Genomic DNA, 22,795 nt, shown 5'->3' on the forward strand with positions numbered 1-22,795 from the left:
GCTTTGAAAATGACGTCAAGGAAGCTGGCGGATTTATTAAAACAGCGCCTGCAGCACGAGAACCGATCCTTCTTTTTTGACAGAGAAAAAGACACCCTCCGTGTTGAGGATCAAACGACCAAAAAAGGCATCACATTGGAGCTCCCGCCGATCATTGCGAAGTGGGAGACAAAAAAAGAAGAAGCGATCGACGAAATCGTCTACTATGTGTCAGAAGCGATGGAGGCGATGGAAGGCAGCGGACAGGAGATGTCCGGAAAGGAAGCCGGAATCTACCCGGTCATCCGCTCCACGTCATTTCCCGATCAAACGAGCGACGGCATTCCGCTCGTGTATGATGACCATACGGCCGAAACGAGAATCTACTACGCGCTTGATCTCGGTAAGACGTACCGCTTAATTGACAGCCGTATGCTCGAGAAAGAAAACTGGACAAAAGAACGCATCAGGGAGACGGCGTCATTCAATCTCCGCTCTCTTCCTTCGGTCGTGAAACAGGATACGGTTGCGGACAATTATTTTTATTTTTTCAGGGCGAATGACGGCTATGACGCCAGCCGGATTCTCAATGATTCGATTCTTCATGAATACAAGCAGGCCGCTGAAGGCGAATTGGCGATTTCCGTTCCGCATCAGGATGTATTAATACTTGCTGACATTCGAAATGAATCGGGGTATGATATTTTAGGGCAAATGTCCATGAGCTTCTTTGCAAGCGGCACGGTGCCGATTACGGCCCTTTCATTTCTGTATAATGAAGGCAGACTGGAACCTGTGTTTATCATGGCGAAAAGCCGGCCGAAAAAGGATTAGAAAGGATTTTTCTTATGAACGCTTTTTACAATAAAGAAGGTGTGGGAGATACGCTTCTGATCTCTCTTAAAGATGCAGCACGCGAAGAAATCGGCTATGAAAGAGAAGGCGATGTCGTCAGAATCTTTAACAAAGAAACAAAAGAAACGACGGGCTTTAACATTTTTAACGTGTCTTCTTACTTACAGATTGAGGACAACGGCCCCGTCGCTTTGTCTGAGACATTCGTTCAGGATGTGAATGAAATACTGAACAGAAACGGCGTTTCAGAAACGCTGACGGTTGACCTTTCTCCGAAATTTGTTGTCGGTCACGTTGAATCGAAAGAAAAACATCCGAATGCGGATAAACTGAATATCTGCCAAGTGAATGTGGGAGAGGAAACCCTTCAAATCGTTTGCGGCGCGCCGAACGTGGACAAAGGGCAAAAAGTCGTCGTCGCTAAAGTCGGCGCGGTAATGCCGAGCGGACTTGTGATTAAAGACGCTGAATTAAGAGGCGTTCCGTCAAGCGGCATGATCTGCTCCGCGAAAGAACTCGCTTTGCCGGATGCGCCGGCGGAAAAAGGGATTCTTGTTCTTGAAGACAGCCGCGAGGCCGGCGAAGCATTTCAATTCTAACTCCCATAAATAAGCGCACAGAATCGAATGATGTGAGAGAAAGCCGTTAAGCAGGCCTGCTTAACGGCTTTCTTCAGTTGGGAGCTTAATCTTTTCTGAGCCGCCCGGCAATGGTATACTAAATATCGTCCCAGACTACTAAAAAGGGAGTTAGAGAGTGATTAAACATGAGTTGGCTGAATAAATTTTTTGACTTATTTTTAGGTGAAAAAGAAGAAGAGCATGAACGTGAACCGAACACGCATGCCCAAATCCCGAAACAGCACATACCGGATCAGCCAGAAGGCAAATTAACGCGCATGGAAGATCCTAAAATATATTACGAATATCCGAAAGGGAATTTCCGCTTCCCTGTCGTTCCGGACGGCTATAAGCGAACGGAGCAAAACCAAAGACAGCGGGAAAGGCACGAACGCCGCCAGCCGTCCCGGGGTTATGCCGCCGGGAAGGAGCAAACCGAGCGGAAACAGCATACACATAAAGAGCCTGATGCCGTGAAAAAGCCCTTTAAACCGTCATCCATTCCTTCACCGGTTTACGGCTTTCAATCTCAGCATAGCATCAAAAAAGCGCCTATTTCCGAAAAGCGGCGTGAAGAGAACGTAACATTGCTGTCAGAGGAGCAATTTGTTCCGCCAAAATCCGGTCAGGAAACGGAAAAAGAGCCCGTCTTCACAACATCCGGCATAACAAAACAGACGAATGACCGGCCAGACCCGTTTGCGAAACAAGAAACGGAAGAAATCCAGGCCGTTAAAAAAGAGGAGCTTCACACCGAGGCTGAGAATGCAAAAGAGCAAGTGTTTGCAGCACCAGAACCGCAGCAGGCTGAAGAGCGGGAGCACACCGAAAGCGCGGAGTCTGCCGGCTTTACAGAAGAACAAGAGCATGAACAAACCCGCCCGCAGCCTATAAGAGAGCCTGAGTATGAAGCATCCCGAACGGCTGAAAACACAGAGGAACAAGCGGCGCTGCAGGGGGAATATCAGGAGCCTGAGCCGGAAAAAGCACCGCCTTTTGAAACCGCAGAAGAACCGGTGTATACATACACAGAACCCGGATACGATGAGGAAGTTCAGCCGCAGCCTGAAGACAAGCCCGAATCAGCTGAAACCGACGCGAAACAGGAAGCAGACTCTCAGCCTGAGTACAATGAAGCAGAGCGGCATTCAGACCCCGCGCCCGAACCTGTAAGCATTGAGACGGCCGATGCCCCGTCCCGGCCTGCCGAAGAAAAAACGGAGCATCACGGACAGCCTCAGACTGTGAGAAAAGCGGAGCGGCCGAAAGAGCGCAATGTTCCGTTTAACGTCATGATGCTTAAAAGCGATAAACACAAGCAGACGAAGACGCCAGAGGGCGGAGCGAGCTATGTCTTTCCGAATCTGTCGCTTCTGGACGTACCGCCGGCGCAAAGACATGACGACCAATTGTGGATTGAAGAACAGCGCGAGCTTTTAAACGTTACGCTGAAAAACTTTAATGTGCGCGCCCAAGTCGTTCATGTCACACAAGGCCCGTCCGTCACACGTTTTGAAGTGCATCCTGAGCCCGGAGTGAAAGTGAACAAAATTACAAACTTAGCAGATGATATTAAACTGAGCCTATCTGCCAAGGATATTCGGATTGAGGCGCCGATTCCCGGTAAAAACACGATCGGCATTGAAGTTCCGAACCGCGTAAGCAAAGTCGTCGATTTAAGGCAGATGATCAGAAGCGCCGCTTTCAGGACGAATCCGTCTCCGCTTACAGCCGCGCTCGGTGTCGATATTTCCGGAAACCCGGTCGTCATTGATTTGAAAAAGATGCCGCACGGGTTGATAGCGGGTGCGACAGGATCGGGAAAAAGCGTCTGCATCAATACCATTTTGGTCAGTCTGCTTTATAAGGCGGATCCGAGTGATGTCAAAATGCTTCTGATTGATCCGAAAATGGTCGAGCTTGCGCCTTATAACCAAATTCCGCATTTGGTCAGCCCCGTCATCACGGACGCCAAAGCCGCGACCGCCGCGTTAAAATGGGTTGTGGAAGAGATGGAACGGCGGTATGAACTGTTTGCCCATTCGGGTGTGAGAGATATCGGCCGCTTTAATGAATTAACGGCCGATCATAAGACAGGCGAAAAGCTCCCGTACCTCGTAGTGGTCATTGATGAGCTTGCCGATTTAATGATGGTCGCGCCGAACGATGTGGAAGAAAGCATCGCCAGAATCGCCCAGAAAGCGAGAGCCTGCGGCATTCATCTGCTTGTCGCGACACAGCGTCCGTCTGTCGATGTCATTACCGGAATGATCAAGGCGAACATACCGACGAGGATTGCATTCTCCGTCTCAAGCCAGGTAGATTCCAGAACGATCATCGACATGGCGGGAGCGGAAAAGCTGCTCGGAAAAGGCGACATGCTGTACTGGGAAAACGGTACCGGAAAACCGGTGCGCCTGCAGGGCAACTTTGTGTCCGACAGAGAAATTGACCGCGTCGTCTCTCATGTCAGAAAACAGCTGCCGCCTTCTTATTTGTTTGAACAGGAAGAACTGATCAGGCAGGGAACCGCCCTTAAGGAAGAAGACGAACTGTTTCCTGAGGCGTGCCAATTCGTCGTGGAGCAAAACAGCGCCAGCACCTCAAGCCTTCAAAGAAGGTTCAGAATCGGTTATAACCGCGCCGCGAGGCTGATTGACATGATGGAAGCCGAAGGCATGATCTCAGAAGCGAAGGGCAGCAAACCCCGTGAAGTGCTGATTACGGCCGCTGACATTTCTCAAGAATAAGAATATCGTTCATTTTTCTCACAAACATGGTATGATAGTGGATGGACCATCAAAACTGCATCACTGTCACGCGCTGAAATATCATGCGGCAGGTTTAATCAAAAAGAAAGTTACAGATACTGACGATAACGTAAAAATAAATGGAAGCGCCGCTGTGCGGGCTTTTCGCCCGCTGCGGTCGCAAAATGAAATGAGCGTCATATACTGGGGAACAGATAGACGTTTGTTGGAGGTACGATTATGACTGTTTATCATTTTGTTGGAATAAAAGGGACAGGTATGAGCCCGCTTGCTCAAATCCTGCATGATACAGGGTATCAGGTGCAGGGATCGGATATCGAGAAGCAGATTTTCACTCAGGCTGCCCTTGAAAAAAGAAATATCCCGATCTATCCGTTCAGCGCCGATAACATCAAACCCGGCTTAACGGTAATCGCCGGAAACGCATTTCCTGATTCTCATCCGGAAATCGCAAAGGCGCTCGATGAAGGGATTCCTGTCATCAGATATCATAAATTTTTAGCTGAATATATGAAAAAATACACAAGTGTCGCGGTAACGGGCGCACACGGCAAGACGTCCACAACGGGCCTCTTGGCACACGTGATGCAGCAGGCGAAGCCGACTTCGTTTCTTATCGGGGACGGGACGGGCAGAGGAAATGAAAGCAGCGAATACTTTGTATTTGAAGCTTGCGAGTACCGCCGTCATTTCTTAAGCTATCAGCCTGATTATGCGATTATGACGAATATTGATTTTGACCACCCTGATTATTTCGCCAACATTGACGATGTGTTTGATGCTTTCCAAAACATGGCGCTTCAAGTCAACAAAGGCATCATTGCCTGTGGTGATGACGAGTACCTGCCGAAAATTCACGCCAATGTGCCTGTCGTTTATTACGGCACGGGAGAAGAAAACGATTTTCAAGCGAGAAACATCGTAAAAAATACGGAAGGCACGACATTTGACGTCTTTGTCCGCAATACGTTTTACGATACGTTCTACATCCCGGCATACGGCCATCACAATGTCCTCAATTCCTTAGCGGTCATTGCGCTCTGCCACTATGAAGAGATAGACGTGAACATGATTAAGCTCGGACTTGAATCATTCGGCGGCGTCAAACGCAGATTCAATGAAAAAGTGATCGGCAGCCAGGTGCTGATCGACGACTACGCACACCATCCGACTGAAATCAAAGTCACGATTGAGGCGGCGCGCCAAAAATATCCCGAACGTGAAATCATCGCGGTATTTCAGCCGCATACGTTTACACGGACGCAATCATTCCTGGATGAATTCGCAGAAAGCTTAAGCGCGGCCGACCGCGTGTATCTGTGCGACATTTTCGGCTCTGCCCGTGAGAACGTCGGCAAGCTCACGATCACGGATCTTCAGGAAAAAATCGATAACGCAGAACTCATTGAAGAAAATGACACATCCGTGTTAAAAGCGCATGAAGGCGCAGTGCTGATCTTCATGGGCGCCGGAGACATTCAAAAATATATGAGAGCCTATGAAAACGTCATAGCGTAACAAAAAAGCAGTGGGGCTCTCACTGCTTTTTTGCACGTGCTGCAAAAGGGATTTACCGATAAACGGAGAAATAGTATACATACAGACCTTTCATATATGTTTATCATTTTAAGAATTGGGTATATACCACTATATCCTGCATTATAAGGAGGTATTAGATGATCATCATTCTTTACTTAAGCGTCGCACTCATTGCCGTTGCATTTCTCATCCTCGTCATCTATCTGTCCAAAACATTAAAGTCCGTACAGATGACTTTAACAAACGTAGCCTCGACTTTAGACGGCCTTGAAGGACAGATGAAAGGCATTACCGCAGAGACAGCCGAGCTGTTACATAAGACAAACCGTCTCGCGGAAGACATTCAGGAAAAATCAGAGAAATTAAATACGGTTGTCCATGCTGTTCAGGAAGTGGGAACTTCCGTCCAGCAGTTTAATACATCCATAAAGCAGGCAGCAGGTTCCGTTACGGCCTCTGTAAGAGAGAATCAGGATAAGATCAGTCAGGTTGTCACCTGGAGCCAGGCCGCTATGGAAATATGGGACAAGTGGAAGCAAAAGAAAAAAACATCGCTTTAATCATAAGAAAAATCCACTAAGGAGGAATCATAATGAGCAAAGATGGAATCAATAGTAAGGATTTTTTAATCGGAACGCTGATCGGGGGAATTATCGGCGCGACAACGGCGTTGTTTCTGGCGCCTAAATCAGGTAAGGAGCTGCGCGACGATCTCGGCAGTCAGGCTTCTGCGTTAAAGGATAAGACGGACAGAATGACGGCCGACGCGAAAGAAAAAGGCTCTCAATATGTCAGCATCGCCAAGGACAAAACATCTAATATCACCCAGCTGGTAGCTGATCAGTCAGGCCAGATTATGAATAAAGTGAAGGATTTAAAAGACCGTTCTAAGAGCACACTAACCGAGAAAGCCGAAGAGACGAGAAGCGAAATGCAGGACACGGCCCAAAGCATCAAGGCCGAAGCGGAAGACGCCGGGGAAAAAGCCGGTCAGGCAAATCGCTGATCTTCAATAAGGAGAGATAACCGACATGACAAAACAGCTGATATCGTCTGAAGAAGAGTTCAAAAATGCCGCTGAGAAAGAAAACACGCTCGTGTTTTTAAAACACAGCACAACCTGCCCGATCAGCCAAGCCGCGTTTCAGGAGTTTGACGCCTTTGCATCGGAGCATTCAGAAGTACCTTCTTATTACCTGCATGTGCAGGACAGCCGGCCGCTTTCGAACTATATCGCCGAGACATACGGCGTGAAACATGAAAGCCCGCAAGTATTCGTCATTACAAACGGCGAAGTGAAATGGCACGCGTCTCATTCACAAATCACAAAAAACGCAATAGAGCAGCACCTTTCATAATTGCTGGCCGCCGGTTGATACCGGCGGTTTTTTTTTGAAAAAAACTATTGATCATTTCAGCCGGATCATGTAGGATATCAATATATACTGCTTCAACGCATAAAAGCTTAAAAGCGTTTTGGTGATAAAGTCGAATGTGAAAAAATTTATTATTTCATATTCCTATTTTCGCATAACTGTAGTAAGATGCATGTTAACCATTAAAATAAAACATAGCATAGAAGGGATGAAAAAGATGAGCAACAAGGAATTAGAGAGCCTAAGACAGCAGGCAGACGCACTAAACTTAGAAATCCTTAAATTAATCAATGAACGCGGAGCCGTTGTAAAAGAAATCGGTAAAGCAAAGGAAGCACAGGGTGTCAACCGATTTGACCCTGTCAGAGAGCGTACAATGCTTAACCGCATTATTGAAAGCAATGACGGCCCATTTGAAAACTCAACGATCCAGCATATTTTCAAAGAAATTTTCAAAGCCGGACTTGAACTTCAAGAAGAGGATCACAGCAAAGCGTTGCTCGTCTCCCGGAAGAAAAAAGCAGAAGATACGATCGTTGACATTAAAGGCGAAAAAATCGGTGACGGCGATCAGAGATTCATCGTCGGACCTTGTGCCGTAGAAAGCTATGAGCAGGTTGCCGAAGTCGCGGCCGCAGCGAAAAAACAAGGCATTAAAATCCTGCGCGGGGGCGCGTTTAAACCCCGCACAAGTCCGTATGATTTCCAAGGTCTCGGCGTAGAAGGCCTGCAAATTCTCAAACGCGTCGCTGATGAATATGACCTCGCGGTGATCAGTGAAATCGTAACGCCCGCCCACATTGAGCAAGCGATTGATTACATTGACGTCATTCAGATCGGCGCGCGGAACATGCAAAACTTTGAATTGCTGAAAGCCGCCGGCTCCGTTAAAAAGCCGGTATTGTTAAAACGCGGTCTTGCCGCAACAATTTCAGAGTTCATCAATGCAGCTGAATACATCATGTCACAAGGAAACGACCAAATCATTCTTTGTGAGCGCGGAATCAGAACGTACGAAACGGCAACGAGAAACACGCTCGACATCTCTGCCGTGCCGATTTTGAAACAGGAAACTCACTTGCCGGTGTTTGTTGACGTCACACACTCAACAGGCCGCCGCGATCTCCTGCTTCCGACAGCAAAAGCGGCGCTTGCGATCGGCGCTGACGGCGTGATGGCCGAAGTTCACCCTGATCCTTCCGTTGCACTTTCAGACTCTGCGCAGCAGATGGATATCCCTGAATTCGAGAAATGGCTGAACGAATTAAAGCCGATGCTGAAAGTAAAAGCATAATACAATGTTCCGCTCTTTAAAGGCCGCCTTGCGCGGCTTTTTTTCGTTTCTTCATTTTATTTAATTATAAAATGAAAGTGAACGTTTTCATCACTGGGAAAAACGTGTATAATTTCATGAGAGATATTTAAATTTGATGAATAATGAAAAATAATGTACACTACTGACTTACGCTTACAATCATAAACGACAGAATGCGAAATCGTACGACATTTCTTTACATAAAGTGTTTATGCTATAGATAAGGATAAGTGTATCCAGTAAAAGGAGTGGTTTCAGTGAGCAACATTACGATATACGATGTGGCCAGAGAAGCAAATGTCAGTATGGCGACTGTTTCCCGCGTCGTGAACGGCAACCCGAATGTAAAACCGACGACCAGAAAAAAAGTATTGGAAGCCATTGACCGGCTCGGCTACCGCCCGAACGCGGTGGCAAGAGGGCTTGCAAGCAAAAAAACGACAACGGTCGGCGTCATCATCCCTGATATCTCAAGCATTTTCTACTCGGAACTTGCGCGTGGAATTGAAGATATCGCGACGATGTACAAATATAATATTATTTTAAGCAACTCGGACCAAAATCTTGAGAAAGAACTGCATCTGTTAAATACGATGCTCGGCAAACAAGTGGACGGTATCGTATTTATGGGCGGCAACATTACGGACGAGCATGTCGAAGAATTTAAGCGCTCTCCTGTGCCGATCGTCTTGGCGGCATCAGTGGAAGAACAGGGCGAGACGCCTTCTGTCGCCATTGATTATGAACAGGCGATTTATGATGCCGTTAAGCTTTTCATTGATAAAGGGCATCGCGATATTGCTTTCGTCTCCGGACCGATGCAAGAGCCGATCAACCGTTCGAAAAAACTGCAAGGGTACAAACGGGCGCTTGAAGAAGCGGCGATTCCGTTTAACGAGCAATTCGTAGCGGAAGGCGATTACACTTATGATTCCGGTATGGAGGCGCTTCAAAGTTTGATGGGCCTTGACCGGAAACCGACGGCGATTCTTTCTGCGACGGATGAAATGGCCCTCGGCATTATCCATGCGGCCCAAGATCAAGGTCTTTCGATACCTGATGATCTTGATATTATCGGTTTTGACAATACGAGATTGAGCCTGATGGTCCGCCCTCAGCTTTCAACAGTCGTGCAGCCTACGTACGATATCGGCGCCGTGGCGATGAGACTTTTGACAAAACTGATGAACAAAGAGCCGGTTGAAGAGCATATCGTCGAATTGCCTCACCGCATCGAATTAAGACAATCAACCAAGTCATAAAAAAACGGAAAAGCAAGCTTCACTCTGAGGGGTGGAATCTTGCTTTTTTACTTGAGTAAGGAGAAGATATGAAACGTTTTGATTATCTGACGCCCGTTGGCTTTATGTTAGGCTGTATTATCGTCGCAATCGGTATTCTGTCAGGGACGGGACTGGCGGGAATCAGTTCATTTTTGGATCTGACTTCTTTTTTAATCGTCACTGGCGGCCTTGCTGCGGCGATCTTTATCAGCTTTCCGCCGAGGGATTTAAAGAAAACCCCTTCTGTTCTGAAACAGGTATTCTCCCGTCAGGATGACAATGTGAAAGAGCTTGTCAGAGTATTTGTCAGCCTTTCGGAGCAGGCGCGCAGGCAGGGGCTGCTGTCTCTGGATGACCAGGCGCGGGAGATCAATGATCCGTTTTTAAAAAAAGGGCTTTTGCTTGCGATTGACGGCTGGGACGAGGAAACGATACGGCTGGTGATGGATTCTGAGATCGCCGCAATGGAAGAAAGACACAGAAAAGGAAGACGCGTTTTTGAAAAAGCCGGTGATTTCGCACCCGCCTGGGGAATGATCGGGACGCTCGTCGGACTCGTTCTCATGCTCAAAAACTTAAATGATCCGCATACCCTCGGACCGAACATGGCCGTTGCGCTATTGACGACGCTGTACGGAGCGCTGCTTGCCAATTTGGTGTTTATCCCAATCGCGGCAAAGCTTGAAGAAAAAACGGAAAGTGAAATTTTCATCAAACAGGTCATGATCGAAGGGGTTGTCGGCATCCAATCGGGCAAAAATCCCCGCAACCTCGAAAGTCAGCTCGTCGTCTTCAGCTCAAGAGAAGACTGGCGTAAAGGACAGCCTGCGAACAAGAAAAAGGGCGCTGTCCATGAAGCTTAGAAAAGAGCGTTTTGAAAGAAGAAACAAACCGGAAAATTCCGGCGGTTCACCAAGATGGATGGTGACGTTCGCTGACTTGATCACGCTCATTCTCGTGTTCTTTATCTTGCTTTTTTCGATGTCGCAAATAGACGCGGAAAAATTTCAATCTGCCGTTTCATCGATTCATACAAACGGCGGCGGGGGTGGACCGGCGTCATCAGACAAAGCAAACGAAAATAAAGAACAGGATTTGCTGTTACAAAACGTGAAGACATACATAAAAGCGCATCATTTGAGTTCCAAATTGACGGCGAAGCGCGATGAGCGCGGAGTGGTTCTTGTGCTGCAGGAGGCCGTTCTGTTTCAGACGGGAAAAGCGGATGTGCTGAAAAACGCCGAGCCGGTTCTGCATCAGATCGCGGTGCTTTTAAAAACAATTCCGAATGACATACAGGTAGAGGGCCATACGGACAGCCGCCGGATTTCCACCTATCAATTCCCATCGAACTGGGAGCTGTCTTCTGCAAGAGCGGCGAGTGTGATCCGGTATTTTACCGCGAATGAAGACTTTTCCGCCAAACGGTTTATCTCTGCCGGGTATGCGGATACGAAACCTGTGAAGGACAACAAAAGTCCCGGACATATGAAAGAAAACCGCCGTGTAGAAATTGTGATCAAAAAAACGACCTCCTCATAAGGTCGTTTTTATTTTGTTTTATACCGCTGCTCAGACCGGATGGCAAAAAGTGCTTTTTCCACGGTTTGGGCATTTTTTTCTGAAATTTCTTCTTTGCGGGGAATCGGAGGATATAATTGTTCAGGATCACTCCAAAAAGCGGGCAACGTGCAGGGGGAGTGCTTCTGCCATTTATCAATCCATTTCTGCGGTATGCGCTCCCCGGGATCAATCCCTTTCATCTCAAGCCAAATGCGGCTCCATGCTCTCGGGACGACTCTCCAAATATCGTATCCGCCGCCGCCGACCGCGACCCATCTGCCGCTGCAATATTGATGGGCTAATGAATGAGCGAGCCGCGGGATCTCCTGATAAATGGAGATTGTATTGGACAGGTGTGTCAACGGGTCGTAATAATGGGCGTCCGCACCGTTTTGGGTAAGTATGACATCCGGCTTAAAAAAAGCCGCGATTTCTGAGGCGGCCGTTTTGTAAGCGTGGAGAAAGGAATCGTCCTCTGTGAAAGCGTCCAGCGGAATGTTAAAAGAATAGCCGTAGCCTTGCCCGCTTCCTTTTTCCAGTACCTGCCCCGTCCCGGGAAATAAATAACGCCCGGTCTCGTGAAAAGAAACAGTGCAGACATCAGACCTGTCGTAAAACGTAAATTGAACGCCGTCGCCGTGGTGGGCGTCTGTATCAATGTATAACACTTTTGCCCCGTAGTTCTTCTGGATGTATTGGATGGCCACGGCGCTGTCATTATAGATACAAAAGCCTGACGCCCTGCCGCGGAAGCCGTGGTGAAGGCCGCCTCCTAAATTGCAGGCGTGCCTAGCTTGTCCCGTCATGACGTAATCAGCCGCCGTTAAGGTGCCGCCCACCAGAAGCGACGCAGCTTCATGCATGCCGGCAAAAACGGGGGTGTCTTCCGTTCCGAGACCGTAGCTTTCTCCTTCTGCGGCAGGGAGCCGGCCCGCACCCGCAAGTTCCACCGCCTGTATATAATCCTCTGTATGAACGAGAGCCAGCTCTTCTTTAGAGGCCGTGCGCGGAGTGACGATGTCTCCTTCGTCAAACGCTTCCGCCGCCTGAAGCAGATCGTATGTTAAAAGCACGCGCTGCTGATTGAACGGATGATCCTGATGAAATTGATACGTCTGATAAGAAGGCGAGTAAACAAAAACGCTGTCTCTCATGGCTGATCCCTCAAATGTTTCGGCCATAAGACATTGTATCCGGCTTCATGAACGGCACGGATAAAAGGGAGCGGATTCATCGTCTTCACCCGGAAGACGAGAATGTTCGACCCGGCGGAATCATGGGGATAGACGAGCACACTCAGGATTTGCAGCTGAAGATCACGGCACATGCAGCTGAGATCAGCAAGGCTTTTTGTCATATCCGTCACCAGGATTTCCACCTGGGATCCCGGCTGGGCCGCGCCTGTCAGGCTGACGAAAGTCCGGAGCACGTCGGTTTTCGTTAAAATGCCCGTCAGCTTATGATTTACCGTAATCGGCAGACAGCCGATGCCGTGCTCATAAAAGGAGGCGGATATTTCTTCCACAAAGTCAAGCGGATGGGCGCAGATGACATCCCGCTTCATAATGGTCTCCACTTTGTTTGTCAGAAACGCGCCGCGTTCCTTTTGTTCAAAGCTGCCGGGGCCGGCCTGTTTAATGTCTCTGTCTGTGACAATACCGGTGACGTGCAGCTCGTCGTCGATGACAGGGAGATGGCGGATATGATATATCTTCATTTTCCGGACGGCTGTTTCAATGGAGTCGTGTTTTGAGACGGTGATGACGTCCCGTTTCATGATTTGTTCTGCAATCATCTTTTTATCCCCTTTGTATGTCAGTCAATACATAAATCGCTGATAAAAACGAAGCCTGTCGAACTGTTCAATTGACTCCTGACTGACGTGCCTGCCGATGCGGGCCATCAGACAATTGGCTGGATGAGAGCTGATTTCCGGTTCATCCGTTGCAAACCAGACAAGACCCCCGGCATTCATCATCTTTTCCATGATCTTTCTGTATTCCCACACATCTTTTTTCATTCCTTTTAAATCCCAATGCCAGTAATATTCCGTCGTCATGATGATGTACCGTTCCATCTGTTCATCCATCATGCTGACTGTCAGCAACGTTTTTCCGACAGAACAGCCCCTGTAGCCGGGAGCGACCTCGATCGCACCGAGTTCAAGGAGGTCTTCCATATTTCCGTCAGACCACCGTTCAAGCGGATCAGGATATAAATACGTCACATAGCCGATAATCGTCTGTCCGTCCCTGGCGATAATGATCCGACCTTCAGGAAGCCCGGCGATCTCGATTAACGCTTTGTGCTGTTCATGAGGAAGGCGAAAGGCTGTCAGGCCTTCATGAAACTCATACTGTGCTAGGTCCTCTGGAGGAACGGGCCCTTCTACCAATAGAGGGCCGGCTGCTGTCTGAATTGATGAAGAATGGTACGTTTTATGATGTTTCACTGATTCACCGCCTGTCGGTTCTTAATAAAAACACATCTCTCTTAAGCATAACAAAATATAAAGCGTTTTCAATAGTGTTGTAATTTATATTTTAAAAATTGAGAAAACTGTGAACATCTACTATAATTAGTCTATAGATAAGCAAAGGGGGATGTTGCATGAATTTGAAAGCGTTGCCGGCGGAAAAGGGGAATTATCATCTGCGAAATTATGAGGAAACGTACCGCAGCTTCGATTGGAAAGAGGTCGAAGCGGAGTTTTCCTGGCATCAGACGGGGAAGCTGAATGCGGCGTACGAAGCGATTGACCGTCATGCCGAATCATTTCGAAAAAACAAAGTAGCGCTGTATTACAAGGACGCAAACCGGAATGAAAAATATACATTTAAAGAAATGATGGAGGAATCGAACCGGGCGGGAAATGTACTGAGACGGTATGGAAACGTGGAAAAAGGGGACCGCGTTTTTATTTTCATGCCGCGTTCGCCGGAGCTTTACTTTATCCTGCTCGGCGCAATTAAAATCGGTGCGATCGCCGGCCCTTTATTTGAAGCGTTTATGGAAGGCGCCGTCAAAGACCGCCTGTTGAACAGCCAGGCAAAGGTTGTCGTGACGACACCTGAACTGGCCGAACGGATTCCGGCGGACAGCCTGCCCGACCTCGAGCATATTTTCATTGTCGGCGGCAGCAAAGAAGCGGGAGATAAAATCATCCATTATGATAAAGCGGCTGAGGGAGAAAGCACGAGACTTGATATTGAATGGATGGACAGAAGAGACGGCTACCTGCTTCACTACACATCAGGATCTACCGGAACGCCCAAAGGTGTGCTCCATGTTCATGAAGCCATGATTCAGCAATACCAGACCGGCAAGTGGGTGCTTGATCTTAAAGAAGACGATATTTACTGGTGCACTGCGGACCCGGGCTGGGTGACCGGGACGGTGTACGGGATATTTGCGCCGTGGCTGAACGGAGCGGCGAACGTGATCGTCGGCGGCAGATTCAGTCCGGAAAACTGGTACGGCACGATTGAGAAGCTCGGTGTCAGCGTCTGGTACAGCGCTCCGACGGCTTTCAGAATGCTTATGGGCGCCGGAGATGAAATGGCATCCAAATTTGACCTTACTTCACTTCGTCACGTCCTGAGTGTCGGAGAACCTCTGAACCCCGAGGTCATCAAGTGGGGACATAAAGTATTCGGCAAGCGCATCCACGACACGTGGTGGATGACAGAAACGGGCGGACAGCTCATCTGCAATTATCCTTGCATGGAGATCAAGCCGGGTTCAATGGGGAAACCGATTCCGGGAGTGGAAGCGGCGATCGTTGACAATCAGGGAAATGAGCTTCCGCCGTACCGGATGGGAAATCTCGCCATTAAAAAGGGCTGGCCGTCGATGATGGATTCCATTTGGAACAACAAAGAGAAATATGATTCTTATTTCATGCCGGGCGGCTGGTATGTTTCCGGAGATTCTGCTTATATGGATGAAGACGGTTATTTCTGGTTCCAAGGCAGAGTCGATGATGTCATTATGACATCCGGCGAGCGCGTCGGCCCGTTTGAAGTCGAAAGCAAACTTGTTGAACATCCGGCGATTGCCGAAGCCGGGGTCATCGGAAAGCCGGACCCTGTCCGGGGAGAAATTATTAAAGCGTTTATCGCGCTCAGAGAAGGGCATGAGCCATCCGATCAGCTGAAGGAGGACATTCGCCTCTTTGTAAAACAGGGGCTTGCCGCGCATGCCGCACCGCGGGAAATTGAATTCAAAGATAAACTTCCGAAAACACGGAGCGGAAAAATCATGAGACGTGTGCTGAAGGCGTGGGAGCTGAACCTGCCGGCAGGCGACCTGTCCACAATGGAAGATTAAAGACGGCGTTGACATCGTATTTTATTTATGTTAAAAATGAGTAAGCTTCATACGAAAAGGTTTGGATTGAGACAAGTAGGATATCTGATTGTTCCAGAGAGCTGATGGCCGGTGAAAATCAGCACATAAGATATGCCGAATACACTCATGAACCGCTTTTGCGAACAAAGTCATTCCAAGGCTTTCAGTAGTGAAAGAACGGACACGGTCCGTTATCAAAAAGAGTGATAAAAGCTTTTTTATGCTTTTATTAGTAGGGTGGTACCGCGATTATATCGTCCCTTCGTTTTAAACGAAGGGGCGTTTTTTATTTTCATAAACAAAGGAGCAGACAAAATGACTAACTTATTAGAGGATTTATCATTCCGCGGCTTAATCCAGCAAATGACGGATGAAGAAGGACTGAATAAACAGCTGAACGAAGAAAAAATCCGTTTATACTCAGGGTTTGACCCGACGGCTGACAGCCTGCACATCGGACACCTTCTGCCGATATTGACACTGCGCCGTTTCCAGCTTGCAGGCCACCATCCGATTGCGCTTGTAGGCGGCGCGACGGGACTGATCGGCGATCCGAGCGGCAAAAAAGCGGAGCGTACGTTAAATACTCAGGATATCGTTGTCGAATGGTCGCAAAAAATTAAAAATCAGCTTTCCCGATTTTTAGATTTCGAGGCGGGAGAAAACCCCGCTGTCATAGCGAACAACTTTGATTGGATCGGAAAGCTGAGCATCATTGAATTTCTCCGCGACGTCGGAAAGAACTTCGGAATTAACTACATGCTTGCGAAAGATACTGTAAGCTCAAGAATTGAAACCGGAATTTCTTACACGGAATTCAGCTACATGATCCTGCAATCCTACGATTTTCTGAATCTGTACAGAGAAAAGAACTGCAAACTCCAAATCGGAGGCAGTGACCAGTGGGGCAACATCACGGCCGGTCTTGAACTGATCAGAAAATCAGAAGAAGAAGGGGCGAAAGCTTTCGGTCTTACCATTCCGCTCGTCACAAAAGCTGACGGCACGAAATTCGGCAAAACGGAAGGCGGCGCCATTTGGCTTGATAAAGAAAAAACATCGCCGTACGAATTCTACCAGTTCTGGATCAATACAGATGACCGCGACGTCGTCAAATACTTAAAATACTTTACTTTCTTGTCAAAAGAGGAAATTGAAGCTTATGCTGAAAAAACGGAGACGGCTCCTGAGAAAAGAGAAGCGCAGAAACGTCTCGCTGAAGAGGTGACGGTTCTTGTACACGGCCGCGAAGCGCTTGAGCAGGCCGTTCATATCTCCCAGGCGCTGTTCAGCGGCAATATTAAAGAGCTTTCCGCTCAAGACGTCAAGGTAGGATTCAAAGATGTACCTTCGTTTGAAAAAGACCGCTCTGAAGAACTGTCTTTAGTAGACGTGCTAGTGGAATCTAAATTATCGCCTTCAAAACGGCAGGCCCGCGAAGACATTCAAAACGGAGCTGTTTACATTAACGGCGAGCGCCAGACGGACATCGGGCATCTTCTGACTGCGGAAGACCGCATTGAAGATCAATTTACCGTACTGCGCCGCGGAAAGAAAAAATACTTCCTGATCACGTACTGAAAATAAAAAGCAGTCCGGCCGCTCCATGCGGCAGGCTGCTTTTTTATGTTTTGTGAATACTGCACGGGGAAATGAGTACAGTACATGGTATAAGCAAAACAGGGAAGGGGTGCTTGCGCCGTGAATTTCATGTTTACCATCGCCAAAGAAAGATTGCAGCGGGATCATTGGGAACAGCAGCAAAGCATAAACGCCGAAGCCGAGGAATCAGAGACGGAAGAAGAAAATCCGACATCATAAAGGTAAAGCCTCCATTCTGCGGAATGGAGGCTTTTGATTGTCACCATATCAGCCTGACGGCGGCCATCAGCACGACTCCTGTGATGACCGTGATGGATAAGCTTTTTGTCAGCATCGCGCAAAGCAATGTCGGGATGAGAACGATCATTGCTTTCCAATCAAAGGTCAAAGCGCTGTTTGTTTTCACAATCATGCTTTCCGTTACCAGAGCAGTCAAAATGCAAAGCGGAATAAAGGAGAGCCATTTTAAAGCCAATTCAGGCATCTGAATGTTCCGGACAAATATAAACGGAACAATGCGCGGCACAAGTGTAACAATCATGCAGCCGAGTATAATCCAGATCATTTGTGTGCTGATGCTCATTTGTCCGTCACCACCCCGATCGTTGCCACAATTACGGTTGAGACGATGACCGCGATGTGTGACGGGACGAAATACGATAACAAGACCATAAAAATGATCATATAGAGAATTAAGGAGAGGCTGTGCTTCAGCTTTTCCGAAGCGGACGACTGTAATTGCAGCACAAGCAGCGCCGCAAACATAGCGGGCAAAGCAAAGTCCAGGCCGAGCGCGTAAGGATCAGATATCCATTGCCCGAGAAGCCCGCCCATCACGCAGGAAATAACCCAGCACATGTAAGCGGTTATATTGAGGCCGTTCATCCACTTATCGTATAACCTGCCGTTCTGAGCCGCTTTGTTCACCGCTACTCCGAAAGATTCGTCAGTAAGCAGAGCCCCGAAGCCGATATTTTTCGCCAGAGAGTATTTCGTGAAATACGGCGCGATGGTCAGGCTCAGCAGAAGGTGACGCAGATTGACGATAAACGTCGTTAAAATAATGGCGGAAATCGGACTCCCGGAAACAAGGAGCGAGCAAATAATAAATTGGGCGGCGCCGGCATAGACACACAAGGATAACAAACAGATTTCAAGAATGCTTAGATGAGAGGCAACCCCGACGATGCCGAAAGCAAAACCGATGCTCATATAGCCCAGCAGCGTAGGCACACAATCCCGCACCCCCTGTAAAAACGTATCGTTCATTTCCCGGGAAACGGCGGTTTTTTGCACTTCTGTGTTAATCATTTTTTATACTCCTTTCATAGAGATTATAATGATAACGACTAATGAAAAAATCAAAGAAAATACGGTTCACATTTATATGAACCGATTTCCGGTGACGACATGAAATAACGAATGGTTTTGTTTCATCAGGCCTTCAACTTTTTCAGCCCCGACTTCTTTCACAAGCTCCGCGAACATCAGATCGTGCCTCATATATTCCATGGCCACGAGAACGAGAGCGGGATCTTCTGATTTAATAGCCCAGGCATTCGTCTGCGGAGAAAAATTGGCGATTAAGACTTCTTTATTATCTCGGGCAGCTATCGTTAATCTTCCGCCCATCCGTTTCTCCGCCACTTCAGGAGACATATTATGATTTGTCGTATTTCCGAGCTTCACTTCCGGAGGGCCGAACACAATCGAAAAGACGGGCAATTGTTCGGCGGCGCGTTTATTAGCGGCTTCTTGAATAAAGGGAATCTGCTGTTCCCAGACAGACAGCCACAACTCTTCCTCGGCTTTTTCAATCATTTCCTTCATCTCATTGATGACATGATCATTCGTGCTGATGCGGCGGATGACATTCATCTCCTGCTCGCTTTCCAGCGCCAATAACTTTTCCTCAAGGTAGCCGAATGAGCTCTCGAAATCGTGCCGGAGCCGGTCGATTAATTCCTTTCCGGCCAGCGGGGCATATGTAACCGGATCAGACGGCACAATATGGACAGCGCCTTTATCAACTAATTTCCCCAATACCTCATAGATCATTGAGCGGGGGACGCCTGACCTTTTGCTGATTTCATATCCGGTAACAGGCGAGTGTTTCAACAAGCCGATATATGCTTTACATTCATATTGAGAAAATCCAAACTTCTGTAATTCTTTCAGAACATCGTCCATAAACATCCTCCGTAGTGGTTATTCATGAAACTACTATAATGTAAGCGGTTATATCTTGTCAATGGGACTTGAGTGCTGAAAGAAAGGTTCGCCTGTTTTGTCGCTTTCCAACTTAGTTTATGATGAGTTACATGTATGGCTTTTGTGAAAAACGTTGCCGTAGACCCACACGAATGCCGTTTGATACGATAAATACAAGAAGTCAAAAAGAGGAGGATCACGGTGGAAAACACCTCTAAAATCGCTTTTTTATCGGTTATAAGCAATTCCCTGGTCGTCATGCTAAAAATAGTGGTGGGGATAATAACCGGATCTGTCGCGATACTTTCGGAAGCCATTCATTCTTTTTTAGATTTGATCGCCGCCTTCATCGCCTTTATCTCCGTCAGGATTTCAAAAAAGCCGGCTGATACAGGGCATCCGTACGGTCATGGAAAAGTCGAGAATCTGTCGGGGACTATCGAGACGATTCTGATTTTTGCGGCAGGGATTTGGATGATATATGAATGCGTTCAAAAACTGGTCAACCCGGCGCCGGTTCATCTGCCCGTATTGGGCATTGTTGTGATGCTTGCGGGGGCTCTCATTAATTTGATCGTTTCGAAGTTCGTAAAAAGAGAAGCCGAAAAGGTTAATTCCGTGGCAATGAAATCAAATGCCCTGCATTTACTGACTGACGTGTACACATCATTAGGCGTAGCGGCAAGCCTTTTGGTCGTTACCGTAACGGAGTGGTACATACTTGATCCCATTATAGGTATGGTGCTGGCGATGTATATCATATATGAAGCGTTTAAGTTAATGAAAGAAGCATTCCCGCCGCTGATTGATACCCGTTTGTCGGAAGAGGAAGAAAAAACAATTTTAAAGATTATTGAAACATTTCAACAGGAATTTATTGAAATTCACTATTTTCGTACAAGACGCTCCGGCCCGCAGGAGTATATTGATTTTCACCTGGTCGTAGCCTCTCACGTGACGATTAAAGACGTGCACGACCTGTGTGACCGCATTGAAAGAGATATTACGAATGAATTCAAACAAGCACAGGTAATGATTCACCCCGAGCCGGAGAGCGAGAGGAAGAAATAAATCGATCTTATGTTTGCGTTTGTTCCCGGCAAAATGCCTGCAAAAGGCCCGTTCCCACGGGTCTTTTTGTTGTATAAATGACTATTTCTCGCTCATATGAGAGAGAAGCTTATACACGTGAGGGGTTCATTTCATACGTTATGTTGTAAAGAAAAAGGGAGGTGAACAGAATTGAACGCTATTTCTGTTAAAGAAATTGAACATGGAGTTGCCGTTGCGGAAAGAGAAGGTTTAGGGGAGTATTTATACCAAGAACCGGTTTCTAAAAAATGTTCGGGCCGTTCCCGCAGCAGAAAACGGACACACCGTTCCCGCAGCAGAAGACGGAGTCATCACCGGACACACCGCTCCCGCAGCAGAAGACGGAGCCATCACCGGACACACCGCTCCCGCAGCAGAAGACGGAGCCATCACCGGACACACCGTTCACGCAGCAGACGGTCCCATCAAAAACGTACCCGCAAGCGCTGTTTTAAATGCTGACTGCAGACTCTATTACAAGTAACGGAGATCTGCTATAATGGCAAGAGAACTGCATAAAAGATCCGGTATCATCATCTGCGGACACTGAACTGACAACATGGCGCTGTTTGTTCGTGTCCGTTTTTCATGTCAAAAAAAGATGCCGGAGGATAAAAAGGAAGGGATGACGCCGAATGAAGCTGAATGAGGATTTTTATAACTCTGAAGGAAAGACAGTCTCTTCGCAAAACATAAGCAGCAAGCTTTTGCATATCACGGACAGCGGGCATATCAGCGTTGACTTCATCAGTATAAGCAGGCTGCGGAAGGCTTCAAAAATCGCGATCTTAGGTGACAGCGTCGCCCGGGGGCTGCGTGCGGAATACGGCTTTGGTGACATTCTGAAAGACCGGACAAACGCTGATATAACCAATCTGTCTGTCAGCGGCGTTAACATGAGCAACAACGGAAGCGATAACATTTATCAGCAGGCGCTTAAAACAAAGGGACATGATGTCATCATTGTCCAGGGAACAGATGATGATTGGTGCAACCACATTCCCATCGGCACAGATGAAAAGGATATCACCACATTTTACGGAGGCTTCTGTCAAGTGATTCAGCAGCTGCGAAGCGGAAATAAAGGCGCGAGCATCATTGTGGTGACCCCAACGAGACAAGCAAAAATATCAAAAGGAAAAATCGTCCGCCGTGATACTGATAAAAATAAACTGGGTCTGAAGCTGGCTGACTATGTGAAAGCCCAAAAAGAAGCCTGCACACTCCTCTCTGTACCGTATGCCGACCTGTTTGATACAGATCTCATCGACCCGTATAATCCCGCTTTCCGCAGCATGTGCATGTCAGAAGGTCTTCATCCGAACGAGAAAGGGCATCAAATCATATTTCAGGAAATCTGCCGGAATTATTATTACTATTACGGGTAACACAACGCTAACAGATTATTTTCGGCCTTGCTTTTCTAAAAGCTCAATTATTCTTTGAGATGCGTGTTTTTGCGCTCTCAAAAGCGAGATGATATTACCGGTAAAACCGATTAAAATGATCAGCAGCAAAATGATCATCCACATAAGTGAACCTCCCGTCGAGTGTTGAAAAACCCACTCTTTATTTTACTTATTATGGATGGGGAAGAGAATAGGTCTAACTATTGGTGTTTCTTTATCAATCCATAAAAAAATGCACAGACTGAACGGGTCTGTGCATTTTTATTCGCTTATTTCAGCAGGTTCAATGATTCACGATTAAAGGCTTCCAAATCGTCAGGCGTTCTGCTCGTTACGATGTTATGGCTCACGACGACTTCTTCATCTTTATAATGTGCGCCGGCATTGATTAAGTCTTTGCGGATGCTGCGGAATCCCGTGATATCTTTTCCTTTAAGAAGGTCGGTATCAATCAGCAGCTGCGGGCCGTGGCAGATCGCGAAAACGGGTTTCTGATTTTCCACGAATGCTTTAGTGAATTCACCCGGGCGGTCATCTCCGCGCAGAAGATCCGGTGAAAAGCCTCCGGGAATCAATAACGCATCGAATTCTTTTGGGTCTGCGTCTGAGATCGCTTGATCGATCTTTACTTTCTCACCGTGCTTGCCCGTCACTTCTTTCCCTGCTTCTAAATCTATTGTCACCACACTGTGGCCCGCTTCTTTAAATGCTTCCGCCGGGCTTGTATATTCAATATCCTCAAATTGATCTGTCATCAGAACTGCGATTTTTTTGCTCATCATCATGCCTCCTGTGAATTTGTATATGACAAGAATATCAGGCGGATTGCC

The 22,795-nt window shown here is 47.5% G+C and carries 25 protein-coding genes, 1 pseudogene and 1 other annotated feature; of the genes and pseudogenes, 18 read left to right on the forward strand and 8 right to left on the reverse strand.

Annotated elements, in window-relative coordinates; all coding sequences use genetic code 11:
- The first annotated feature begins 3 nt into the window (after positions 1–3).
- From G9F48_RS10460 to motS, 11 genes are all read left to right on the forward strand, one after another.
- Positions 4–813, forward strand: coding sequence for a DUF1444 domain-containing protein (locus G9F48_RS10460; protein ID WP_012118213.1), 810 nt, complete (start codon positions 4–6; stop codon positions 811–813).
- Positions 814–827: 14 nt separating this feature from the next.
- On the forward strand, positions 828–1,433 hold the full coding sequence (gene ytpR / locus G9F48_RS10465) for a YtpR family tRNA-binding protein (protein ID WP_003152375.1): 606 nt from the start codon (positions 828–830) through the stop codon (positions 1,431–1,433).
- 167 nt (positions 1,434–1,600) lie between these two features.
- On the forward strand, positions 1,601–4,204 hold the full coding sequence (locus G9F48_RS10470; protein WP_165409460.1) for a DNA translocase FtsK: 2,604 nt from the start codon (positions 1,601–1,603) through the stop codon (positions 4,202–4,204).
- Positions 4,205–4,444: 240 nt separating this feature from the next.
- On the forward strand, positions 4,445–5,743 hold the full coding sequence (murC, locus tag G9F48_RS10475) for a UDP-N-acetylmuramate--L-alanine ligase (RefSeq protein ID WP_003152377.1): 1,299 nt from the start codon (positions 4,445–4,447) through the stop codon (positions 5,741–5,743).
- A 158-nt stretch (positions 5,744–5,901) separates the two neighbouring features.
- Entirely contained in the window at positions 5,902–6,324 is a 423-nt protein-coding gene (locus G9F48_RS10480) for a DUF948 domain-containing protein (RefSeq protein WP_003152378.1), read from the forward strand.
- Positions 6,325–6,356: 32 nt separating this feature from the next.
- Positions 6,357–6,770, forward strand: coding sequence for a YtxH domain-containing protein (locus G9F48_RS10485; protein WP_003152380.1), 414 nt, complete (start codon positions 6,357–6,359; stop codon positions 6,768–6,770).
- A 25-nt stretch (positions 6,771–6,795) separates the two neighbouring features.
- Positions 6,796–7,122 (forward strand): bacillithiol system redox-active protein YtxJ, encoded by a 327-nt coding sequence (ytxJ, locus tag G9F48_RS10490; protein WP_017418385.1) that lies wholly within the window; start codon positions 6,796–6,798, stop codon positions 7,120–7,122.
- A 235-nt stretch (positions 7,123–7,357) separates the two neighbouring features.
- A complete protein-coding gene (locus G9F48_RS10495) occupies positions 7,358–8,434 on the forward strand; it encodes a bifunctional 3-deoxy-7-phosphoheptulonate synthase/chorismate mutase (protein ID WP_003152383.1) in 1,077 nt (358 codons plus the stop codon).
- Positions 8,435–8,712: 278 nt separating this feature from the next.
- Positions 8,713–9,717 carry a catabolite control protein A gene (gene ccpA / locus G9F48_RS10500; RefSeq protein ID WP_003152385.1) on the forward strand — a complete coding sequence of 335 codons (1,005 nt, stop codon included), beginning with the start codon at positions 8,713–8,715 and terminating at the stop codon, positions 9,715–9,717.
- Between the two features lie 68 nt (positions 9,718–9,785).
- On the forward strand, positions 9,786–10,601 hold the full coding sequence (motP, locus tag G9F48_RS10505) for a flagellar motor protein MotP (protein WP_156735661.1): 816 nt from the start codon (positions 9,786–9,788) through the stop codon (positions 10,599–10,601).
- Positions 10,591–11,280, forward strand: coding sequence for a flagellar motor protein MotS (gene motS, locus G9F48_RS10510; protein WP_165409461.1), 690 nt, complete (start codon positions 10,591–10,593; stop codon positions 11,278–11,280). The genes motP and motS overlap by 11 nt, the downstream gene beginning before the upstream one ends.
- Before the next feature lie 8 nt (positions 11,281–11,288).
- Here the strand turns inward: motS and G9F48_RS10515 are convergent, their stop codons facing one another.
- Genes G9F48_RS10515 through G9F48_RS10525 form a run of 3 tightly spaced genes read right to left on the reverse strand, consistent with a single transcriptional unit; the run spans position 11,289 to position 13,753 of the window.
- Positions 11,289–12,455, reverse strand: a complete 1,167-nt coding sequence (locus G9F48_RS10515) for an acetoin utilization protein AcuC (protein ID WP_165409590.1) — start codon at positions 12,453–12,455, stop codon at positions 11,289–11,291.
- Positions 12,452–13,096 carry an acetoin utilization AcuB family protein gene (locus tag G9F48_RS10520; protein ID WP_071391488.1) on the reverse strand — a complete coding sequence of 215 codons (645 nt, stop codon included), beginning with the start codon at positions 13,094–13,096 and terminating at the stop codon, positions 12,452–12,454. Before G9F48_RS10520 ends, G9F48_RS10515 begins: the two co-directional genes overlap by 4 nt.
- Before the next feature lie 24 nt (positions 13,097–13,120).
- Positions 13,121–13,753 carry a GNAT family N-acetyltransferase gene (locus G9F48_RS10525; protein WP_015240397.1) on the reverse strand — a complete coding sequence of 211 codons (633 nt, stop codon included), beginning with the start codon at positions 13,751–13,753 and terminating at the stop codon, positions 13,121–13,123.
- A gap of 158 nt (positions 13,754–13,911) precedes the next feature.
- Between G9F48_RS10525 and acsA the strand changes: the two genes are divergently transcribed.
- The 3 genes from acsA to sr7p all read left to right on the forward strand — a co-directional run bounded on the left by acsA (position 13,912) and on the right by sr7p (position 17,472).
- A complete protein-coding gene (gene acsA, locus G9F48_RS10530) occupies positions 13,912–15,630 on the forward strand; it encodes an acetate--CoA ligase (protein ID WP_165409462.1) in 1,719 nt (572 codons plus the stop codon).
- 53 nt (positions 15,631–15,683) lie between these two features.
- Positions 15,684–15,916: a binding site (T-box leader), on the forward strand.
- Positions 15,917–15,966: 50 nt separating this feature from the next.
- Positions 15,967–17,232 carry a tyrosine--tRNA ligase gene (gene tyrS / locus G9F48_RS10535; RefSeq protein ID WP_007613147.1) on the forward strand — a complete coding sequence of 422 codons (1,266 nt, stop codon included), beginning with the start codon at positions 15,967–15,969 and terminating at the stop codon, positions 17,230–17,232.
- A gap of 120 nt (positions 17,233–17,352) precedes the next feature.
- On the forward strand, positions 17,353–17,472 hold the full coding sequence (gene sr7p, locus G9F48_RS20070; RefSeq protein ID WP_003152393.1) for a small protein SR7P: 120 nt from the start codon (positions 17,353–17,355) through the stop codon (positions 17,470–17,472).
- A gap of 40 nt (positions 17,473–17,512) precedes the next feature.
- Here the strand turns inward: sr7p and G9F48_RS10540 are convergent, their stop codons facing one another.
- The 3 genes from G9F48_RS10540 to G9F48_RS10550 form a co-directional block, all read right to left on the reverse strand.
- Positions 17,513–17,836, reverse strand: coding sequence for an AzlD domain-containing protein (locus G9F48_RS10540; RefSeq protein ID WP_003152394.1), 324 nt, complete (start codon positions 17,834–17,836; stop codon positions 17,513–17,515).
- Positions 17,833–18,564 carry an AzlC family ABC transporter permease gene (locus tag G9F48_RS10545; RefSeq protein ID WP_003152395.1) on the reverse strand — a complete coding sequence of 244 codons (732 nt, stop codon included), beginning with the start codon at positions 18,562–18,564 and terminating at the stop codon, positions 17,833–17,835. Before G9F48_RS10545 ends, G9F48_RS10540 begins: the two co-directional genes overlap by 4 nt.
- A gap of 72 nt (positions 18,565–18,636) precedes the next feature.
- On the reverse strand, positions 18,637–19,443 hold the full coding sequence (locus G9F48_RS10550; protein WP_003152396.1) for a TrmB family transcriptional regulator: 807 nt from the start codon (positions 19,441–19,443) through the stop codon (positions 18,637–18,639).
- A 222-nt stretch (positions 19,444–19,665) separates the two neighbouring features.
- Here G9F48_RS10550 and G9F48_RS10555 point away from each other — a divergent pair, with 222 nt between their 5' ends.
- The 4 genes and pseudogenes from G9F48_RS10555 (at position 19,666) to G9F48_RS10565 (ending at position 21,944) form a co-directional block, all read left to right on the forward strand.
- Positions 19,666–20,535 (forward strand): cation diffusion facilitator family transporter, encoded by an 870-nt coding sequence (locus tag G9F48_RS10555; RefSeq protein ID WP_165409463.1) that lies wholly within the window; start codon positions 19,666–19,668, stop codon positions 20,533–20,535.
- Between the two features lie 171 nt (positions 20,536–20,706).
- A pseudogene (locus G9F48_RS20075) lies at positions 20,707–20,757 on the forward strand (hypothetical protein); the annotation flags it as partial.
- Positions 20,758–20,804: 47 nt separating this feature from the next.
- Positions 20,805–21,011, forward strand: a complete 207-nt coding sequence (locus tag G9F48_RS10560) for a hypothetical protein (RefSeq protein ID WP_154066734.1) — start codon at positions 20,805–20,807, stop codon at positions 21,009–21,011.
- 180 nt (positions 21,012–21,191) lie between these two features.
- A complete protein-coding gene (locus G9F48_RS10565; RefSeq protein WP_077722710.1) occupies positions 21,192–21,944 on the forward strand; it encodes an SGNH/GDSL hydrolase family protein in 753 nt (250 codons plus the stop codon).
- Between the two features lie 15 nt (positions 21,945–21,959).
- Here G9F48_RS10565 and G9F48_RS19925 read toward each other — a convergent pair whose 3' ends face one another.
- Both G9F48_RS19925 and G9F48_RS10570 read right to left on the reverse strand, forming a co-directional pair.
- Positions 21,960–22,088 carry a hypothetical protein gene (locus tag G9F48_RS19925; RefSeq protein ID WP_003152400.1) on the reverse strand — a complete coding sequence of 43 codons (129 nt, stop codon included), beginning with the start codon at positions 22,086–22,088 and terminating at the stop codon, positions 21,960–21,962.
- Positions 22,089–22,234: 146 nt separating this feature from the next.
- The gene (locus G9F48_RS10570) at positions 22,235–22,744 is read right to left on the reverse strand and encodes a type 1 glutamine amidotransferase domain-containing protein (protein WP_025285115.1); all 510 of its coding nucleotides are present in this window, start codon (positions 22,742–22,744) and stop codon (positions 22,235–22,237) included.
- Positions 22,745–22,795 lie beyond the last annotated feature (51 nt).

It is taken from the genome of Bacillus sp. EKM420B, from assembly GCF_011065565.1.
Classification (GTDB): Bacteria; Bacillota; Bacilli; order Bacillales; family Bacillaceae; genus Bacillus; species Bacillus velezensis.